Origin of the sequence: Streptomyces sp. NBC_00554 (genome assembly GCF_041431135.1) — a bacterium.
Taxonomy (GTDB): Bacteria; Actinomycetota; Actinomycetes; order Streptomycetales; family Streptomycetaceae; genus Streptomyces.
In genome coordinates, this window is the sequence record NZ_CP107799.1 from 1,252,913 (window position 1) to 1,272,337 (window position 19,425).

At 69.3% G+C, this 19,425-nt stretch carries 18 protein-coding genes, 1 tRNA gene and 1 pseudogene; 10 read left to right on the forward strand and 10 right to left on the reverse strand.

Translation table 11 applies throughout. From position 1 onward, the window contains the following. Nucleotides 1-62: 62 nt before the first annotated feature. Both OG266_RS05655 and OG266_RS05660 read left to right on the forward strand, forming a co-directional pair. Nucleotides 63-1,424 (forward strand): glycoside hydrolase family 125 protein, encoded by a 1,362-nt coding sequence (locus tag OG266_RS05655; RefSeq protein WP_371543447.1) that lies wholly within the window; start codon nt 63-65, stop codon nt 1,422-1,424. An 83-nt stretch (nt 1,425-1,507) separates the two neighbouring features. Continuing rightward, entirely contained in the window at nt 1,508-3,064 is a 1,557-nt protein-coding gene (locus tag OG266_RS05660; protein WP_371543450.1) for a hypothetical protein, read from the forward strand. Between the two features lie 2 nt (nt 3,065-3,066). On the opposite strand, the gene OG266_RS05665 is transcribed toward OG266_RS05660, so the two are convergent. The 5 genes from OG266_RS05665 to OG266_RS05685 form a co-directional block, all read right to left on the reverse strand. Continuing rightward, on the reverse strand, nt 3,067-4,707 hold the full coding sequence (locus OG266_RS05665) for a glycosyl hydrolase family 28 protein (protein ID WP_371543453.1): 1,641 nt from the start codon (nt 4,705-4,707) through the stop codon (nt 3,067-3,069). Between the two features lie 305 nt (nt 4,708-5,012). Next, nucleotides 5,013-5,723, reverse strand: coding sequence for a DUF305 domain-containing protein (locus tag OG266_RS05670; RefSeq protein ID WP_371543456.1), 711 nt, complete (start codon nt 5,721-5,723; stop codon nt 5,013-5,015). After that, nucleotides 5,720-6,355 carry a DUF3105 domain-containing protein gene (locus OG266_RS05675; RefSeq protein WP_371543458.1) on the reverse strand — a complete coding sequence of 212 codons (636 nt, stop codon included), beginning with the start codon at nt 6,353-6,355 and terminating at the stop codon, nt 5,720-5,722. Before OG266_RS05675 ends, OG266_RS05670 begins: the two co-directional genes overlap by 4 nt. Before the next feature lie 68 nt (nt 6,356-6,423). After that, entirely contained in the window at nt 6,424-6,792 is a 369-nt protein-coding gene (locus OG266_RS05680; protein ID WP_329544189.1) for a hypothetical protein, read from the reverse strand. A 100-nt stretch (nt 6,793-6,892) separates the two neighbouring features. After that, nucleotides 6,893-7,084 (reverse strand): hypothetical protein, encoded by a 192-nt coding sequence (locus OG266_RS05685; RefSeq protein ID WP_371543462.1) that lies wholly within the window; start codon nt 7,082-7,084, stop codon nt 6,893-6,895. A 170-nt stretch (nt 7,085-7,254) separates the two neighbouring features. On the opposite strand from OG266_RS05685, the gene OG266_RS05690 reads away from it, so the two are divergent. After that, nucleotides 7,255-7,761 carry a hypothetical protein gene (locus OG266_RS05690; protein ID WP_266472728.1) on the forward strand — a complete coding sequence of 169 codons (507 nt, stop codon included), beginning with the start codon at nt 7,255-7,257 and terminating at the stop codon, nt 7,759-7,761. 298 nt (nt 7,762-8,059) lie between these two features. Further along, entirely contained in the window at nt 8,060-9,076 is a 1,017-nt protein-coding gene (locus tag OG266_RS05695; protein ID WP_266472730.1) for a DNA-directed RNA polymerase subunit alpha, read from the forward strand. A 303-nt stretch (nt 9,077-9,379) separates the two neighbouring features. On the opposite strand, the gene sigJ is transcribed toward OG266_RS05695, so the two are convergent. After that, the gene (gene sigJ, locus OG266_RS05700; RefSeq protein ID WP_371543466.1) at nt 9,380-10,318 is read right to left on the reverse strand and encodes an RNA polymerase sigma factor SigJ; all 939 of its coding nucleotides are present in this window, start codon (nt 10,316-10,318) and stop codon (nt 9,380-9,382) included. 149 nt (nt 10,319-10,467) lie between these two features. Between sigJ and OG266_RS05705 the strand changes: the two genes are divergently transcribed. Beyond that, nucleotides 10,468-11,568, forward strand: coding sequence for an LUD domain-containing protein (locus tag OG266_RS05705; RefSeq protein ID WP_371543468.1), 1,101 nt, complete (start codon nt 10,468-10,470; stop codon nt 11,566-11,568). Between the two features lie 159 nt (nt 11,569-11,727). After that, nucleotides 11,728-11,963, forward strand: a pseudogene (locus tag OG266_RS05710) (hypothetical protein); the annotation flags it as partial. A 65-nt stretch (nt 11,964-12,028) separates the two neighbouring features. Here the strand turns inward: OG266_RS05710 and OG266_RS05715 are convergent. Continuing rightward, nucleotides 12,029-12,102: transfer RNA gene (locus tag OG266_RS05715), tRNA-Pro, on the reverse strand. Nucleotides 12,103-12,203: 101 nt separating this feature from the next. Here OG266_RS05715 and OG266_RS05720 point away from each other — a divergent pair. The 3 genes from OG266_RS05720 to OG266_RS05730 all read left to right on the forward strand — a co-directional run bounded on the left by OG266_RS05720 (nt 12,204) and on the right by OG266_RS05730 (nt 15,737). Continuing rightward, nucleotides 12,204-12,728 (forward strand): DUF309 domain-containing protein, encoded by a 525-nt coding sequence (locus OG266_RS05720; RefSeq protein ID WP_371543471.1) that lies wholly within the window; start codon nt 12,204-12,206, stop codon nt 12,726-12,728. A 70-nt stretch (nt 12,729-12,798) separates the two neighbouring features. Then, complete coding sequence (gene cobF, locus OG266_RS05725) at nt 12,799-13,569, forward strand: precorrin-6A synthase (deacetylating) (protein WP_371543474.1); 771 nt, start codon at nt 12,799-12,801, stop codon at nt 13,567-13,569. Nucleotides 13,570-13,613: 44 nt separating this feature from the next. Then, nucleotides 13,614-15,737: an MDR family MFS transporter gene (locus OG266_RS05730; protein WP_371543478.1), complete on the forward strand. Its 2,124-nt coding sequence runs from the start codon at nt 13,614-13,616 to the stop codon at nt 15,735-15,737. 17 nt (nt 15,738-15,754) lie between these two features. Here the strand turns inward: OG266_RS05730 and OG266_RS05735 are convergent, their stop codons facing one another. From OG266_RS05735 to OG266_RS05745, 3 genes are all read right to left on the reverse strand, one after another. Continuing rightward, the gene (locus OG266_RS05735) at nt 15,755-16,501 is read right to left on the reverse strand and encodes a cobalt-precorrin-6A reductase (protein ID WP_371543480.1); all 747 of its coding nucleotides are present in this window, start codon (nt 16,499-16,501) and stop codon (nt 15,755-15,757) included. Nucleotides 16,502-16,587: 86 nt separating this feature from the next. Further along, a complete protein-coding gene (locus OG266_RS05740; protein WP_266472737.1) occupies nt 16,588-17,361 on the reverse strand; it encodes a sulfite exporter TauE/SafE family protein in 774 nt (257 codons plus the stop codon). A gap of 208 nt (nt 17,362-17,569) precedes the next feature. Continuing rightward, nucleotides 17,570-18,130, reverse strand: a complete 561-nt coding sequence (locus tag OG266_RS05745) for a MarR family winged helix-turn-helix transcriptional regulator (protein WP_371543483.1) — start codon at nt 18,128-18,130, stop codon at nt 17,570-17,572. Nucleotides 18,131-18,349: 219 nt separating this feature from the next. Here OG266_RS05745 and OG266_RS05750 point away from each other — a divergent pair, with 219 nt between their 5' ends. Beyond that, nucleotides 18,350-18,901 carry a YceI family protein gene (locus OG266_RS05750; RefSeq protein ID WP_371543485.1) on the forward strand — a complete coding sequence of 184 codons (552 nt, stop codon included), beginning with the start codon at nt 18,350-18,352 and terminating at the stop codon, nt 18,899-18,901. The last annotated feature ends 524 nt before the right edge of the window (nt 18,902-19,425 follow it).

Here is a 19,425-nt window from a genome sequence, read left to right on the forward strand (position 1 = left end):
AACGTTTCCATTCCCTGTTGATCACACGGTGGCGCACGTCACAGAGGGAGTCAAGAGGCGCGATGGTAACGTTTCCCGGATCAACATCCGCAACAGCATGGGCAGTTCCGGATTCCCTGAGGACGCTCGGACGACGGCTGGCCACCGAGCTGCGGGGCAGCCCGGCAGCGGACATCGTCGAGAGCTGCCTGACCAACACATGGACCACATCAATGAGTTGGGGCACACCATCATCGGCGGCCCCGGAGGTCTCGGAGGTCTTCGTCGGGACGGGAGACATCCCGGCGATGTGGCTGCGCGACAGCACGGCCCAGGTCCGCCCCTACCTCGCCGTGGCCTCGGATCCGGAGGTCGCCGACGTCCTGGTCGCCGTATCGCGCCGCCAGATTCGCTGCGTCCTGCAGGACCCGTATGCCAACGCCTTCAACGACGGGCCCACCGGCGCGCACGGCGAGCCCGGTGACCGGCCCACTCCCCGGGAGTGGGTGTGGGAGCGCAAGTACGAACTCGACTCCCTCTGCGCGCCGTTGCAGTTGGCGTACGCGATCCGGCGGGCGACCGGCCGCGAGGACCACCTGGACGGTGCCTTTCACCGCGCCGCCTGGACGATCGTGCGGCTGTGGCAGGCGGAGCAGTCCCACACGCACTCGCCCTACTGGTTCATCCGGCCGTCCGGCCCCTTCGCCGGTGACAGCCTTCCGCACGACGGCCGCGGAGCCAGTGTCCGGCGGACCGGCATGACGTGGTCGGGCTTCCGGCCGAGCGACGATCCCTGCCGGCACGGCTACCTCGTCCCGGCCAACGCGCTGGCGTCCACGACCCTGCACGGGCTGGCCGAACTGGCCACGACAGCGCTCCGCGACACCGAACTCGCCCGTCATGCACGGACGTTGGCCGACGAGATCGACGCCGGAATCCTGGCGCACGCGGTGGTGGAGGCCGGTGGCGCATCCGTACTGGCCTACGAGGTGAACGGCCTCGGTGCGGTGCTGCTCGGCGACGACGCCAACCTCCCCAGCCTGCTGAGCCTCCCCCTGAGCGGCTGGTGCACACCGCAGGACCCGCTCTATCAGGCCACTCGGCGTCTCGTGCTCTCCGAGGCGAACCCCTCGTTCTTCAGGGGCAGTTACGCGTCCGGTATCGGCAGTACGCATACCCCGGACGGTCACGTCTGGCCGCTGGCGATCGCCACCGCAGGCCTGACCGGCGGCAAGAACGCGACGGCACGGGCCCTGGAGAGACTGGCGGCCACGACCGCGGGCACCGGCCTGATGCACGAGAGCTTCCATGTCGAGGACCCCGGCCGGTTCACCCGGGACTGGTTCGGCTGGGCCAACGCCATGTTCTGTGAACTCGCTCTCGACCTGTGCGGGAGCGGCGTACGGCACCTGTTTCCCGTGCACCCACGGACGCTGCCCACCTGATCCGCGCCGACGGCCGAGGCACCGCCTCCCCCAACTACCCCGAGGATCCTGCCGTGTTGCGCCTGCCCGACACCGTCCATGTCATGACCGACGACACCCGGTCGCGTACGGCGCTCTCGGCCACCGAAGGCGTCTGGACGGTGCGCGGCGCCCAGGTCACCGCCGAGCGGACGTCCGACGGTCTGCGGGTATGCGCCCGCGCGGGCGCCGAGGGTCTGTCGAGGATCGTGCTGCGCTGGAGGCACAGCGCACCCGAAGGCGCACGGATCCTGGGAGACGCCTGGGAGCGCGGCTACGGCGATCTTCAGTGGCGCACTCTGCAGCCGGATCGCGCGCTGCCCTGGTACGTCCTGATCACCGGCGCCGACGGGGGAACGACGACCGGGTGGGGGGTGCGGACCGGAGCCGGCGCCCTGTGCTCCTGGACGGTCGACGAGGGCGGTATCGCCCTCTGGGCGGATGTCCGCAGTGGCGGCCTGCCGGTGCTGTCGGGTGAGCGCGTGCTGGATGTGGCCACGGTGGTGACCGCCGCAGCCCCGGCCCCGTTCGCCGCCCACGAAGCGCTCTGCACTGCGATGAGCCCGGGCCCACTCCCCGTGAAAGGCCCCGTCGTGGGCAGCAACAACTGGTACTACGCCTACGGGAGCGGCTTCGGCCCCGAGGCGGTGCTGCGGGACGCGCGGACGGTCGTGGAGTACGCCGATGGGCACCCCGTCAGCCCGTACTGCGTGATCGACGACGGCTGGACCGAGGGCGGCGGAACCGCGCCCGGCGGTCCCTGGGACGCCGGGCTGCCGGGCGTGTTCGACGACATGGGAGACATGGCCGCCCGGATCACGGAGACCGGCGCCCGGCCGGGCCTGTGGTTCCGCCCGCTGCTCTCCCGGACCGAGACCCCCGCGGTCCGGCCCGGCATACGGAGGGACGCCGGTTTCCCCCTCGACCCGTCGCTGGACCTTGCGCTGGAGACGGTCGCCGAGGACGTGGCCCGGTTCCGGCAATGGGGGTACGAACTGATCAAGCACGACTTCTCGACGTACGACGTGTTCGGCAGGTTCGCCGCCGACTCCCCCGCCGAACTCGCCTCGCCGGGCTGGGCGTTGGCCGACCGGTCGCGCACGAGCGCCGAGATCCTGGTCCGCCTGTACCGCACGATCGCCGAGGCCGCCGGGGACACGGTGGTGATCGGCTGCAACACGGTCGGCCATCTGTCGGCGGGCCTGGTGCGGGTGCAGCGGTGCGGCGACGACACCTCGGGACGGGGTTGGGAGCGGACCCGGCGGATGGGCGTGAACACGCTCGCCTTCCGACTGGCCCAGCACAACAGGTTCTTCACCGTGGACGCGGACTGCGTGCCCTGCACACCACGAACGGACTGGAGCCTCAACCGGCAGTTCCTGGACCTGGTTTCGCGCTCCGGTACCGCCCTGTTCGTCTCGGTGGATCCCGCCGCCCGCACGGACCGCACGGACGCCGACCTCGCCGCGGCCATCAGGCTCGCGCTGGACGGCGGGACACCCGGTGGCGTCGAACCGCTCGACTGGCTGTCCACCACTGCTCCTCGTCGCTGGCGGGCCGGTGCGGAGACCCTCGTCTACGACTGGGCCGAACCCTGGGGAGCGACACCCCTGCCGGTTTGAGTTCAGGGCGTGATGGTGAGGGAGCCGTAATCCGAGAGGTTGGTGAGATTCACCTGGCTCAGCGTGGTCGCCGGGGTCGTGCTCCCGGGCATCACGATGTTCTTCAGCGCGACCCCCGTGATGGGAGCGCCGGGCAGGCCGTTGACGCGCGCGGCGGTGATACCGGCGTTGCGTACCTTCACGTTGGAGATCGTGACCCCGGTGACCGGGCCGATGCCCGCTGTGTTCCCGGTCATCAGGGCCAGCCAGGTCCGGTTGTCGTCGTTCTTGAAACTGAGCCGTTCGATGTCGATGTCGTCGAACTTGATGTTCGTCGCGCCCGCCGTTCCGTACTTGTGGTGGACGCCGATGCCCACGGCGGCGTCGTACACCACGACGTGCTGGAAGGTGACCTTGTTCTGCGGCTGGAAGACGCCCTGGCCCACCTTGACGCCGTAGCAGTAGGTCCAGGAGACCAGGTCGTTGAAGGTGACGTTCTCCAGCGGGCGTGCGGTGCCGGGGACGGTGTTGTAGATGTCGGTGCCGGCGGCCCAGGTCTTGGTGCTGAACGGGTCGTCGGTCCCGATGCCGATCGCGTGGTCGACGGTGACGTCGGTGGACTCCATGACGTCGATGCCGTCGTTCTCGCCCATGTCGAACCTGTTGAACAGCTTGATGTTGCGGAAGGTCATGTTCGAGGACCGCAGGGGAATGACCGCCCAACTGCTGGCCTCACGGAAGGTGATGCCGTCGACCGTGAAGCCGCTCGTGTAGATCGGGGCGAGGAGGTTCACGCCGAGGTTGTCGGGCGCGAGTGCGGCCTGGCCGTTGCCGTCGATGATTCCCCGGCCGTAGATCTTGATGTTGGTCGAGGAGTACCGGGTGGAGATGAACCAAGTGAGGTCCCGCTGCTGTGAGTTCTTGTGCCCGTTCACCACGTAGTGATCGCGGTCTCCCGTGTAGCGGAGGACCGCACCGGGTGCGAGGTAGAACGCGAGGTTGCTCCGCAGATAGAGATTGCCCAGCGTGTAGACGCCGGCCGGCACGTACACGATGCCCTGGGTGCCGTTCGCGGATCCGTACGCGGCGGCGTCGTTCAGGGCGTTCTGGAAGGCCGTCGTGGTGTAGGCGCCGGTGTTCGGCTGCGCCGAGTAGGGCGCGCTCTGCACATTGAAGATCCCGGTCCCACTGGCCGCCGGACGGTTGGTCTCTGCCGGGTCGGCGGCGATGACCAGGTTGGGGCGGCCGTCGAGCTTCACGATCAGGTACTCGTCGTTCTGGACGGTGAAGGTCAGGGTCGAGCCGCTGACGGACCCGGCGATGCCCAGCTTCTGCGGGCTGATGCTGTACGAGCCGATGTCCGTGTTGTTCACCTTGGTCACCGCGATGGTGGCGGTGCCCGTCCCCAGGGAGAGCTGCGCGATGTCGTACCCCGGGTACTTGGTGACGGGCACGGACGTTCCGTTGACGGTCAGCCTGTAGTCGGTCGACGCCGAGTAGATCGACGGGACCGGGTACACCCCCACGGCCCCTGGCGCGGCCTGGGCGGACTGAGGCAGGCCCAGCAGCGCCGCGACGCCGAGCAGCAGAGCGGTCAACCCCAGTGCCAGACAACGCAGTACCCGACTTTCGACTCCGTCGGCCGCAATCAGTGGTGATCTCATACGGTGTCCTCCCCGTCGGACGATCCATCGGGCACACCCGTTCTGGTCATGTGCTTGGTGAATCGGGTGGCCGGGTCGGTGCGTCACGCTAGGCAGCGGATGGAAACGTTGTCAATGGCATGACAGCCTCGCCATCGAGCGGTTCGGTTTCTCCCCTTCGGTACTCGTCCCGAACACGCTGCACGTTCCTGGGGAACCGCTGTCCGAACCTGAAGCAAGATCGTCACGTGTGGGGCCGGCTCGCGCACAGCGGCCGCCGGACACTCCCGTCCGACGGCCGCTGTTCACGCATAAGACTGGACACGTCACGCCTTCGCGCCACGCGCCTTGAGCATGTCGGCCATGAGCTGTATCTCGGCCTGCTGGCCCTCGACCATGCCCTGGGCCAAGCGACGTACCTCCTCGGTCTTCGCCATCCCGGCCGCGCTCTCGGACATCGCGATGCCGCCCTTGTGGTGCGCGGTGAGCAGCTGAAGGTAGAGAATCTCCGCGGCCTTGCCCTTGGCCTGACGCAGCTGGTCCATCTGCCGGTTGGTGGCCATGCCGGGCATCAGGGAGCCGTCGTGCGGCTTGTAGTCCATGCCCTTCATGCCGTCCATGCCGCTCATGTCATGGTCCATCCAGGACATGTACGGCTGCTGCGAGGACTTCGGCAGACCCCACACGTCCAGCCAGCCCAGGAGCATCCCGCGCTGGTTGGCCTGGGTGTTGATGACGTCGTACGCGAGTCGCCGTACGTCCTCGTCATCGGTGCGGTCGCGCACGATGAACGACAGCTCCACCGCCTGCTGGTGATGCACCGCCATGTCCCGTGCGAAGCCCGCGTCCACCGAGTCCTTGCGTGGTACGGCCGCGGCGCTGCTCGACGGCCACATCAGCGCCGCGAACACCGTGACCGCCGCGAGCACGGCGGCGAGCGACCCGCCGATCAACAGCCGCGACAGCCTCCTGACGTGCCGGTCACCGGTGTCCTCCTCGTGCTCCCCCTCGTACTCCTGCGTTTCGTCGTCACTCACGAGGACTTCCCGCCGGTGCAGGCGGCACCCGGTTCCGGGGTCTGCGCGCCCTGCACGTACTTCTCGAGGAACTCGGCCACCCTCGGGTCGGACTCCTTCGTCACGTTCAGCTGGTGGCCCCAGGCCGTCAGCGAGATCGGCGAGGACTGCGTCTTGTACGGGCTCATCAGGGTGTACGGCGTCTTGGCCACCTTGGCGGCGAGCGTCTTGACGTCGGCGTCGGCGGCCTTGTCGTTGTAGGTGACCCAGACGGCGCCGTGCTCCATGGAGTGGACGGCGTTCTCGTCGCGCAGTTCGCTGGTGTAGACGTCGCCGTTGCAGTTCTGCCAGACGGGGTCGTGGTCGCCGCCGGCGGGCGGTGTCATGGGGTAGGTCACGTCCTTGTCGACGTGGTTCTGGGTCAGCTTCGACCAGGTCTTCTCGCCGGAGACGGGCGCGGCCTTGGCCTGCTCCTTCTCGTTGGCGGCGTCGACCAGGTACCAGCCCCCGCCCGCGACGCCGACGAGGATGGCCGCGGACACTGCGATCGTGATGATCCGGTTGCGGCGCTCGCGGGCTCTTTCGGCGCGGCGCTGCTCTTCTATTCGGGCGCGGCGGGACGCGGCCTTGGTCTTGGAGTTGGCGGAACCCATGGTGAAGTCCTTTTCGTGCAGCGGAAATTGACGGATGCCGGTGGATGGAGAGGGACGGGCATCCGGTTCTAGGTCCGCAGGACTTGAAGGACGTGCAGGTTCGGCGGGCGCGGGGCGACCCCGTACGCCGTGGTCTGCGCCGGGACGGCGGCCGGCCTGACGTCCACCTGGACGGGCAGGCTCTGAGGTTGCGGGTGCGGTCCGGGGCCGGTCGTTGGGGTGTCCATCACCCACTGGGCGCCACACTCGTCCTGGCCGGGGGCAGCGCAGACGTGCTCGTGGTCGTCGCCGTCCGGCCCGTGGTACGCGGTGGACGACATGGCGGCGACCGGCTGCACGGCGGGCCCGTGCGTACACAGGCACGCCAAACCCAGCACCGTGGCCAGGGCCACCAACAGGCCCAGCACCACGGAGCCGGTACGGCGCCGCACAGTCATCGTCAGTCGCCTGCGTCTTCCAGGTAGGTGAAGCAACGGCGGATCAAGTGGTCGGGGGCGACCAGGGTTTCCCGGACGACCCGGTTGTCCTCGTCCAACGTCAGCTCCAGTGCAAGCCGTTCCCCCGGATGTTCAGGGCAAGCACGGTGTGGCCCGCGGCGTCGGTGAACCGGGACGTCCGCGTCGCCTTGCCCTGCGCGTACGGATCGGAGTCTACGAAGTTGTCGCCGGACATCTCCAAGGGGGTCGGGGCGATGGCGGCGTGGGAGACCTCGCACGTCCACGTCGACATGCGGCCTTACTGCGCCTGCCGCACACCCTCGACACCCTGGGGTGGGGGCCCGGCCGCCCCACTGATCATCGGTGGCATACCCGGTGAACAGCCACAGCCGTTCACCCGTACCCCTGGTCGTATACCTGGCCGCTCTCGCGGGCAGGGCCAGCACGGATCAGGAGAGGCACGTGCCGCAACAACAGCCGCGAGTACGCACCGACCGTACCCAGCTCACCGCCCGTCTGGCGCGCGCATCCGCGCTGACCGCCGGCCTGGCCCTCCTTCCCCTGGCCACGGCGTGCAGTGGAGGCGAGGACAGCGCGGCGAAGAGCAAGCCGACGACGACCTCCGTGACGGCCGCCGCCGCAGCCGGGGTCGTGGCGCCGGCGAAGGTCGAGGTGATCGCCAATCTGACCGGCTGCAAGCCCACGATCCGTATCGAGGCGGACGAACTGCGCCAGGGTCTCTGCCACACGAAGGAGATCGACTACCTCATCACCACGTTTCCGGAGGACGAGTACAAACAGGCATGGCTGGACGCCGCCGCCGTCTACGGAGGCAAGTACCTGGTCGGCTCACGTTGGATCGTCAGCGCGAAAGAGCCGGAGATGCTGGAGCAGTTCCGCACCAAGCTCGGCGGGACGATCGAGCAACTGCGCGGCATAGGCCCGACCATGGCACCGAGCTCGTCGTAGGCGGCGGCCCCGTCAAACCCGTTGCGTACATCCGACCGGCCTGGAGGCTGCTGCTCCTACGCGGAGATGGGCGGCCGGTGGGTCTGCCAGTGCCGGGCATCCTCCGCCCGAGCAGCCCGTTCGAGAAGATCATCGCCGCGTCGACGAAGGCGCCCGCGAGCGGCGTGCGACGGGTCATCGCGGATGGCGCGCGCCGAGTCACTGGCCCGGTCGGCCGCCACGGCCCCGCATCGCCCGTACCCTTCGTGGTGTCTACGGCGTCAGATAGAGGGCGCCAAATCACTGGAGGCAACACCTCGTGCTTATTGCTCAGCGTCCGTCCCTGACCGAAGAGGTCGTCGACGAGTTCCGTTCCCGGTTCGTGATCGAGCCGCTGGAGCCGGGCTTCGGCTACACCCTCGGCAACTCCCTGCGTCGTACGCTCCTCTCCTCGATCCCGGGTGCGGCGGTCACGTCCATCCGCGTCGACGGTGTCCTGCACGAGTTCACCACCGTGCCGGGTGTCAAGGAGGACGTCACCGACCTGATCCTCAACATCAAGCAGCTGGTCGTGAGCAGCGAGCAGGACGAGCCCGTCGTGATGTACCTGCGCAAGCAGGGCCCGGGTCTGGTCACCGCCGCCGACATCGCGCCCCCGGCCGGTGTCGAGGTGCACAACCCCGACCTCGTCCTCGCCACGCTCAACAGCAAGGGCAAGCTGGAGATGGAGCTGACCGTCGAGCGCGGTCGCGGCTACGTCTCCGCCGTCCAGAACAAGCAGGTGGGCCAGGAGATCGGTCGTATCCCGGTCGACTCCATCTACTCGCCGGTTCTGAAGGTCACGTACAAGGTCGAGGCCACGCGTGTCGAGCAGCGCACCGACTTCGACAAGCTGATCGTCGACGTCGAGACCAAGCAGGCCATGCGTCCCCGTGACGCCATGGCGTCGGCCGGTAAGACCCTGGTCGAGCTGTTCGGTCTCGCTCGCGAGCTGAACATCGACGCCGAGGGCATCGACATGGGCCCGTCCCCCACGGACGCCGCCCTCGCCGCTGATCTCGCCCTGCCGATCGAGGAGCTCGAGCTCACCGTTCGGTCGTACAACTGCCTCAAGCGTGAGGGCGTCCACTCGGTGGGTGAGCTCCTGGCGCGCTCCGAGGCCGACCTCCTCGACATTCGCAACTTCGGTGCGAAGTCCATCGACGAGGTCAAGGCGAAGCTCGCCGGTCTGGGGCTGGGCCTCAAGGACAGCCCGCCCGGATTCGACCCGACCGCCGCCGCCTTCGGCGCGGACGACAACGCGGACGCGGGCTTCGTGGAGACCGAGCAGTACTGAACACTGCGCTACGGCGGTCGATGCCGACACCCGCCTGATGGTTGCCACCGGTCGTCCGGTGGCGGGCAACATCGCCGACGCGCACACCTTTCGGGACACCGGCCTGGCCGAGGTCTGCTCCGGCACCGCAGTGCTCGCCGACGGCGCGTACTGCGCACCGGCCTCGTCACCCCGCATCGTCGGGCGCACCGCACTGCCCGCACACGGACTTCTGGAACACGCTTTACGGCGTGTTCCAGATGTGCGCTCGGTGCGGGTTGGTGCTGGTCACGATCCAATCGCCGCGGCGTTTCGGATCGTTCCTCAGCGAATCCGCCAGGGTCGGAGCTTCTCGGGGTTTCGCACCGCCCAGATATGCCTGATCCGGTCGCCCGCGATCTCGAACGCGAACACGGTCGCGAGGTTGCCGTCCTGCTGTGCGACCAAGCCGGGCAGGCCGTTGACCGTGCACTCCAGGAACTTCGTGCGGTCGCCCGACACACGCGCGATCTCGGCGTAGGCACGTGCGATCTGCTCACCGCCCACGATCGGGTGCAGGTGGGTGACGGCCAGCCCGCCGCCGTCGGCGGTCGCGGTGGCGTCGGGGTCGAGCAGGCTGATCAGGGCGTCGATGTCCTTGGCCTCCCACGCCGTTCTGAACTGCCTGACGATGCCGGCCTGCCCGGCGCTCGGGCCCGCCGGGGTCTGCGCAGTGCCGACGCGACGGCGGGCGGACGAGGCCAGTTGGCGGCACGCCGCCGGAGTGCGGCCGACGATCTCGGCAACCTCGCCGAAGGGGTAGCGGAAGACGTCGTGCAGGACAAACGCGACGCGCTCGGCCGGGGTCATGGAATCGAGGACGACCAGGAAGGCCATCGTCACCGACTCGTCGAGGGTGACCCGATCGGCCGGGTCGATCCCGCCGACGCCGGAGCGCCCGGTGATCCACTCCGTGGGCTCGGGCAGCGGTTCCGGGATCCAGTCGCCCACGTACGTCTCCCGCCTGGCCCGTGCCGAGCCGAGCAGGTTCAGGCAGATGCGGCTGGCGACCGTCACCAGCCAGGCGCCGGGCGACTCGATGGCCTGCTGCTCCCGTGCGGACATGGCGTACCAGCGGGCGTAGGTCTCCTGCACGACGTCCTCGGCGTCGGCAAGGGACCCGAGGAGTCGATAGCCGAGGTTGATCAGCCGGCGCCGCTCGCTGATGATCGCGCTGAGGCCCGGATCGCTCTGATCGTCGCCGGGCTCGGCTCTGGTGGTCATGGTCCGGCCGTCTCCCTCGCTCGCTTCTGTGCCTCTACCCGATACGACAAGACAGCGCACGGGAATGTGAGGCCGACGCTCCGCCTCACATTCCGAAGGGCTGCGTTGTCGTACCGGTGATGACGACAACAAGACCGAGAGGGACTCCGATGAACGACTTCCAGGCCATCGCGGACCGCGTCGAGATCGAGGCGCTGCGCGGCGAGTTCACCGACGCGGTGATGATGCGCGACCGACCCCGCCTGGCGTCGCTGTTCACACCGGACGGTGCCCTGCGTATGCCCGACATCCCCGCCGAGCAGATCGGCCGCGAGGAGATCCGTGCCGGGGGTGAGCGGCTGCAGAGCCAGTGGGACTTCTTCGTGCAGACCACACACCCCGGCACGATCCTGCTCGACGGCGACACCGCGACCGGCCGCGCCTACCTCCAAGAGCTCGCGCGCACCCTCGACGGACGCCAGGGCCTGAACTACGCCGTCTACCACGACCGCTACCAACGCACCACGGAGGGCTGGAAGTTCGCCGAGCGGTTGTACGAGGTCAGGTACCTCGACACCTCCCCGCTGGCGGGCGCGGCGCCCCACGCGGCGCAGGGCTCCGGGACCGACCCGGCCGACACCACGGCCACCCCTGCGCCGGCCGCATCCTTCACCGACCCGGCAACGGCCGAACGACTGGAGCGGGTAGCCGCCGCGCTGCGTGCGGGCGGCTTCGCCGCCGAGATCCTGGAGGACGCCGCAGAAGCGCGCGCCCGCATCAAGGACCTGCTCCCCGAGGGCGCCAGCGTCCTCACCGGAGCCAGCGAGACCCTCCGGCTGTCCGGCATCGACGAGGACATCAACACCGGCGGCCGGTACGACGCCATCAGGCCGCGCCTCCTGGCCATCGACCGTGCCACCGGCGCCGACGAGATCCGAAGGCTGGCCGCCGGCCCGGAATTCGTCGTCAACAGCGTCGCCGCGGTCACCGAGACCGGCTCGCTCGTTCTTGCCTCGGGCAGCGGCAGCCAACTCCCTGCCAACGCGGGCGGCGCCGCCCACGCGGTCTGGATCGTCGGCGCGCAAAAGGTGGTGCCTGACCTGAGCACAGCACTGCGCCGCGTCGAGGAGCACGCCCTCCCACTGGAGAACGCCCGCGCCCAGGCGGTGTACGGGATGCCCAGCGCCGTCAACCGCCTGCTCATCCTCAACGCGGAACCCCACCCAGGGCGCGGCACCGTGCTGCTTCTCCGAGAGGCCATCGGATACTGACCCCGGCCCAGGGTCCGTTTGACTCACGGGCTCAGAGCCAGTCATCGATGGCGGCGATCTGGACGGCGGCTTCGTAGCGGACTGCGAGCTTGTCGCGACGGGTCGCCACGGTCCCGTGCCGCTTGAGGCGGTTGCTTCCACCGCTCCCCGGCACCTGCGATGACCCGCCTGATCTGCCGGTTCAGGGATGGTGCACCGAATGCCTCGGCGCCACGGAAGGGCGCGGTTGGCGCGAGACGAGTGGGCCGCATCGTCGGTATCGGCGCCGGAATCGCCCGCCGGCCGGCAGCGTCGGGCTGGGACATCGCCTTCACCTACTGGCCCCCTACGACGACCGCACGACCTGGGGCAGGGAGCCCGGCGCGGCCGAGGCGATCAGCCAAGCTCTGGCCGAAGATCGGAAACAACCCACACGAAAAGGGCCTCCACAGGCTCTCGCCTGCGAAGACCCTTCGCACCGTCGGGACGACAGGATTTGAACCTGCGACCCCTTGACCCCCAGTCAAGTGCGCTACCAAGCTGCGCCACGTCCCGGTGCGTTTCACCCGCGATGACCCGCGAGATCGTGCGAACAGAACTTTACCCCACGCCGGGGGCTGCTCCGTGAGGGGCTCGGGGCGCGCGACAATCGGCTCATGAGCGGGACATCTGAGGTTCAGCAGGGCGACGGGCGGGACCGGGACCCGGACGGGCGGGCGCGGAATGCCCGGCCGCGTGACGGGCTGGGGCGGCCGCTGCCGTACGGCGCGGACGGTGTGGAACGGCAGCCGGAGGGTCTCGTACGCAGTCCCGAGGCGACCGTCGCCGAGGCGCAGGCCCTGCTGGACGGCGGGAAACCGTTCCACGCGCACGAGGTCTTCGAGGACGCCTGGAAGGCGGGCCCGGAGGAGGAGCGCGCGCTGTGGCGGGGCCTGGCCCAGCTCGCAGTGGGGCTCACACACGCGGCCAGGGGCAATACGACGGGCGGCGCCCGGCTGCTGCGGCGCGGTGCCGGGGCGGTGGAGGAGTGGTCTTCGGTGACCGGCCGGGCACACCCGTACGGGATGGAGCTCGGGGAACTGGCAGCCTGGGCAAGGGAGTTGGCGGGAGTCGTGGAGCGGGACGGTACGGCGATCAGCGCGGAGACATGGGCGCCGCGGCTGCGGGGAAGCGGAGCCTGACGCGGCCGTCGCCTCGGGACACCCCGGATGCGGTGGACCCACTGTCAGTGGCGTGCGGCAGACTCTCGGTGTGCGAAAGATTCATGTCATCGGGATTGGGTCGGGTGACCCCGACCAGCTCACGCTTCAGGCGGTCAAGGCGCTGAGGGACACGGACGTGTTCTTCATCCTGGACAAGGGCGAGGTGAAGGCCGACCTCGTCCAGCTGCGCCGTGACATCCTCGACGCGCACATACCCGAGGGGGCGTACCGGCTGGTCGAGGCACGTGACCCGGACCGCGACCGGGCCGCCGGGGGTTCGGCGTACTCGCCGGCGGTCGGGGACTGGCGCAGCGCCCGTGCCGACATCTACCAGCGGCTGATCTCCGAGGAGCTGGGCGAGGAGGAGAGCGGCGCGTTCCTGGTGTGGGGCGATCCCTCGCTGTACGACAGCACGCTCGGGATTCTGGAGGAGATCCTGGAGCGGGGTGCGGTGGCGTTCACGTACGACGTCGTGCCCGGGATCAGCAGTGTGTCGGCGCTCGTCGCCCGGCACCGCACGGGGCTGAACCGGGTCGCCCGGCCCGTCCAGATCACCACGGGCCGCCGCCTCGCGGAGGGCTTCCCCGACGGCGTCGACGACGTGGTCGTCATGCTCGACGCCCATCAGACCTTCCGGCAGTACGCCGACGAGGACATCGACATCTACTGGGGCGCCTACATAGGCACCCCCGACGAAATCCTCGCCTCCGGCCCGATAGCCGAGGCCGCCCCCCGTATCGAGCGCCTGCGCGCCGAGGCCCGGGAGCGCAAGGGATGGATCATGGACACGTACCTGCTGCGCAGACGTCCGAAGGGCTAGCGCGCTCGGCGGGCGGGGCCGGTACGCCGGGCGGGTCGTCCCGCATGCACATGGCGTCCTCCGGTGTGAAAGTGACGAATGTGACGACCACCGAGGAATCCGTGCCGCCCGCCGCAGAGGCGTCCGCGCCGCCGGTGCTGGACAAGCGGCGCCGCAATGTCGTCTTCGTGACGATCATGCTGGGCATGCTCCTCGCAGCCCTGGACCAGACGATCGTGGGCACCGCCCTGCCGACGATCGTGTCGGATCTCGGCGGCGCGGCGCACATGTCGTGGGTCGTGACGGCGTACCTGCTGGCGGAGACCGTCGCCACGGTGCTGGTCGGCAAGTTCGGTGATCTGTTCGGCCGCAAGGTGGTCTTCCAGGCCTCGGCGATCATCTTCATCACCGGTTCGTTCCTGTGCGGCCTCTCGCCGAACATGACGATGCTGATCCTCTGGCGAGCGGTCCAGGGCATCGGCGCCGGCGGCCTGATGGTCACCGCCATGGCCCTGATCGCGGATGTCATTCCGCTTCGGGAGCGTGGCAAGTACCAGGGCGCGATCGGTGCCGTCTTCGGTGTGGCCACCGTCATCGGGCCGCTGCTCGGCGGTCTGTTCACGGACCACCTGACCTGGCGCTGGGCCTTCTACGTCAACGTGCCCATCGCGATCGTCGTGGTCATCGCCGCGGCCCGCACCATCCCCGTCGTGAAGACGGCGGTCCGCCCCGTCATCGACTATCTGGGCATCGCCTTCGTCGCGATCGGCGCCAGCGCCCTGATCCTGGCGACGAGTTGGGGCGGCAACGAGTACGCCTGGGGTTCGGGCATGATCATCGGCCTGTTCGTGGGCGGTGTGATCGCGCTCGGCCTGTTCTGCTGGGTCGAGACACGCGCGGCCCAGCCGACGCTGCCGATGCGCCTGTTCGCCAACCCCGTCTTCACGGTGTGCTCGATCCTCAGTTTCATCGTGGGCTTCGCGATGCTCGGCGCGCTGACGTTCCTGCCGACGTATCTGCAGTACGTCGACGGCGACTCGGCCACGGTCTCCGGTATCCGCACGCTGCCCATGGTCATCGGCCTGCTCATCGCCTCGGTGTTCAGCGGCAATGTGGTCAGCAAGACCGGGCAGTACCGGATCTTCCCGATCGTCGGCTCCCTGGTGATGGGCGTCGGCCTCTATCTGCTCTCCCTGATGGGACCGGACACCAGCGCCTGGCTGGCATCGCTGTACATGTTCGTACTCGGCACCGGGATCGGCCTGTCCATGCAGGTGCTGACGATCGCCGTGCAGAACACCGTGGCCTACTCCGACCTCGGCACCGCGACCTCCGGCGTCACCTTCTTCCGTACGCTGGGCAGCTCGTTCGGCACAGCCGTCTTCGGCACGATCTACACCAACATGCTGAAGACGAACCTCGCCGACGGGGTCGGCGAGGCCACCCGGACCGGTGCGGCGGACCCGGCCGTGATCGCCCAGGCCTCGCAGAGCCCGGAAGGGCTGCACAAACTGCCGTCGGCCGCGGCCGAGCCCATCATCAGGGCGTACGCCGACACACTCCAGGCCGTCTTCCTCTGGACGGTCCCGGTCGCGGTCCTCGGCTTCATCGTGGCCCTGTTCCTCAAGCAGGTGCAGCTGCGCGACAGCGCGCGGATGGGCTCGACCGACATGGGCGAGGGCTTCGCGTCCCCGTCCAGCGCCGATTCGCGGCGGGTCCTGGAAGCCTCGGTAGGAAAGATCATCGGTACTACTCGGCTGGAGACGGCGCGCCGCATCATCGCGGAGTCCGACACCCGCCTCGACATCGCCGGGGCGTGGGCCGTGATGCAGGTGGAGCTGTTCACCCGGATGGTCGGCCATGCCAGTCTCGAGCTGATCTCCGCCCGGCGCCGAATGCCCCCGGAGGTCCTGGTCCCGGTCTTCGACCGCATGGTCCAGGAGGGCTACCTCACCCGTCACGGCTCACTCTTCTCGCACACCGCGGCGGGCGAGCGGGAGGCGCAGGTCATCGGCAATGCGTGGGGCTCCTGGCTCGCCGAGCGCGTGGAGCAGGACATCGGCCGCCCGTCCGGCGACGACCTGCGCGTCGCCGTCGACTCCATCGCCAAGCGTCTTCTGGTCGAGGACCTGACGACCGGCCTGCCGGCCAGCCGGAATCCGGAGCAGGCCTCCAGTACGTCGAGCTGACGGGTCAGGCACGCCCGTCAGAGCGGGCCGAGGTCCAGCCGGGCCAGAGCCGACGCGACGTCCGGGACCGGGTTCACGCCCTCCGGGAGAGGCGGGCGGCGTACGACGACCACGGGCAGCCCGAGGTCCCGTGCGGCCGTGAGCTTCGCCGCCGTCGCCGCTCCCCCGCTGTCCTTGGTCACCAGGACGTCGATGCGGTGCTCGCGCAGCAGCGTCCTCTCGCCGTCCACCGTGAACGGACCGCGCGCCAGCAGCACCTCTATGTCCCTGGGCATCGGCGGCTCGGGCGCCTCCACCGACCGTACGAGAAAGTGGAGTCCGGGCAGCTCCGCGAAGGCCTCGATGCCCAGGCGGCCCGTGGTGAGGAAGACGCGGCGGCCCAACTCCGGGAGCAGCGCGGCGGCTTCGGCGAGGGACGCCGCCGAATGCCACAGGTCACCCGGGCCCGGAAGCCAGCCGGGACGGCGCAGCACCACGGCCGGAACTTCCGTCGCGGCCGCCGCGAGCGCGGCGTTCGCCGTGATCCCCGCCGCGAACGGGTGCGTCGCGTCGACCACGGCGTCCACGCGGTGCTCGCGCAGCCATCGCGCCAGCCCGTCCGCCCCGCCGAATCCGCCGATCCGTACGTCCCCTTCGAGCGCACCCGGCCGGGACACGCGCCCCGCCAGCGAGGTGGTCACCCGCACACCGGGACGGGCAGCCAGCCGGGCGGCGAGTTCTCGCGCCTCGGTGGTGCCGCCGAGGACCAGGACGTGGGGGGACATGGCGTCGAGCGTACGGGGGGTGGGGAAAGGGGTTGGGGAGGGGGTTCGCGGGGCGGGTCCGGCACTGTGCGACGGGCCGAAGCGGGTCAGCGCAGCAGCAGCTGCACTCCGCCCACCACCGTCGCCGCGATCACCAGCTGTTCGAAGAGCCGCTGGTTGATCCGGTTCACAGCCCATTTGCCGAGGACCGCACCCGGCAGGACGAAGGCGGCCAGTGCCGCGTCCAGCAGCAGTGAGTTCCCGTCGATCAGGCCGAGGCCGACGCTGAACGGCACCTTCGACACATTGACGATCAGGAAGAAGAAGGCGGACGTGCCGAGGAAACCGAGCTTCCTGAAGCCCGCCGACAGCAGGTACATGGACATCACCGGGCCGCCGGCGTTGGCGACCATCGTGGTGAAGCCGCCGAGCACGCCGTAGGAGCGGGCCTGGATCCGTCCCCTGCGTGTCGCCACGGAGTCGGGTTCCTCGTCCTTGTCGGCGGTCCGTCTGCGCCACAGCGTGACCGCCGCCATCAGCAGCAGGATCGCGCCGATCGAGGTCCGCACCACACCGTCGTCGGCCCACACCAGGAACAGCGTGCCGAAGACGACTCCCACGGCGACCGCCGGGAACAGCCGCCACAGCGTGGGCCAGTGGGCGTGGCGCCGGTAGGTGAGCACCGCGAGCACGTCCCCGACGATGAGGATGGGCAGCAGCACCCCCGTCGAGGCGCGGGCGGGCAGCACGGCGGCGAAGATCGCCAGGCTGACCGTGTTGGCCCCGCTGACTGCGGTCTTCGAGAAGCCGACGAGCAGAGCCGCGGCGGCGAGAGCGGCGAACTCCCAGACAGATATGTGCCAGAGCGTCATCGTGTTCATGCGGGAACCGATGCTATGCCCATGTATCTCGCCCGCGTAAGGACCGTCTCGCCCATTGGCCCCTGGGGCACCGTCGGACCGCAGATGGATGCGGCGCCATCCTCATCAGCTCTTCGCGGGGCACACGCGTACACGCCTCACGCAAAAACGCGCCGGCCGGCCGCAGCCCGCCGCTGACGCGCAGCACCGTACGCCGTGACTTCCTGCGTCAGGAGTTCCCCGCCGCCGCACCCCCGGGGCACGAATCGCCGCCCACAAGTCCCAGCGTGGCGAAGGCGCCCGCGAACGACGCGAAGCCCTCCTCCCCCAGCGGTTCCACGACGCGGCGGCGCACCGAGTCCGCGAACACCCTGGCCGCGGCCGTGGCGGTCTCGCGACCCTGCGGCGTCAGCGCGGCGTACGTCACCCTGCGGTCCGAGCTCGACGGCCGGCGTTCGACGAGCCCGGCCTCGGCCAGCCGGTCGACCACTCCGGTCGTGCCCGCGGTGGAAAAACCCAGCGTCTGGGCGAGCAGCCGCATCGGGGCCGCCTGCTCCGGAGTGGTGGCCAGGAAGCAGAGCACTTCGAGCAAGGACGGCGGCAGTCCGACCTCGCGCTGCGCGTCGCCGAGGAGCTGGTCCGTGAGCTCCCGGAATCCGGTCGCCAGAGAGTTCCAGCGCTGGAGCAGCTCGGCCTCCTCGGCGCTGGGGCACCCGGCCGCGGCCCCGCTGGGGCACTCGGCCGCTGCAGGCCACTCGACCCGCCCCGCTGTCTGCTGGGACTCCCCCATGTACTGGCTCCCGTCGCCCGATCCCACGTCCTGACCCTCTTGTCGAGAATACCCCGGCGAGCTATTATCTCGCTAACTACCTAATAGCTGGCAACATATTGATTCTTCAAGCGGCCAGTGCGCTCAACGGCATGCGTTCCGACGCACGGACCGCCGCGGATTCCCCACGGATCACCGTCGATTCCCCCCTCGAATCGCTCACGAAAGGCACGACCGATCATGTCCAACACCACCTCGAACTCCCGCTCCTCCGGTTCGCTCACGGACGTCGGCCCGGGCCGCTGGACACTCGATGCGGCCGGTACGTCGGTCCGTATCCAGCACAGGACGATCTGGGGCCTCGTCAACGTCAAGGGCGTGTTCACCAAGGTGAGCGGCGAGGGCGAGGTACTCGCCGGGGGCGGTGCGCACGGCAACATCACGATCGACGCCGCTTCCCTGGACACCAAGAACGCCAAGCGCGACAAGCACCTGCGCTCCGCGGACCTCTTCGACGTCGACAAGCACCCCTCGATCGTCTTCACCGCCACCGGTGTCACCCCGGCCGGCAACGGCACCGCCCAGGTCACCGGCGAGCTGACCGTGCTCGGCGTGAGCCACGCGCTCTCCTTCACCGCGGAGGCCTCCGAGGTCTCGGCGGACGCGGTCACCCTCACCGCCGAAGTCCAGGTGGACCGCAAGGAGTTCGGCATGACCTGGAACCAGGCCAACATGCTCAAGCCCCTGACGTTCGTCACGATCGCCGCGCGCTTCACCCGCCAGTCCGGCTGACGCGGCCCGTCCGAACCCCGGGGACACCACCGAGAGCGGAGTGTGGCGGCCCCGGACCGCACCCGACCCGTGGGGACGGGGTGAGGGCGCGGAAACCAGGCCCCGGCGGCGATCTTCTGTCACCCCTTCAGAAGATCGCCGCCGGGGCCTCCGCCATGGGAGGACGGGGCGGGGACAGGGATCCGTGCGGTACTCATCGCTCTCCTCGACGACGGCGGCTTGGAGTCGCTTACCGGACCAAAATAGAAACCGGTCACTGTAGAGCGATCAGCAAATCCCGCCCCTCGCGCTGCGCAACTCCCTGACCACAGGCTCCTTTTGATACACTCCGCTATTACCCCTCTCGTCGATCGGCGCCTATCGTAGAGAACGGTTGCTACCATCCCACCCCGACCGCTGCCGTCACCCGGCCAGGGCGCTGCCGCGGGTCGCGCTGCCGGAGCCGTCTCGGCCGTACTCCCGCAGGTGGCACGCCGTTAAGGTGAGCGTCTACGCAGGTGCACGGGGTGGAGGGAAGTAAAACG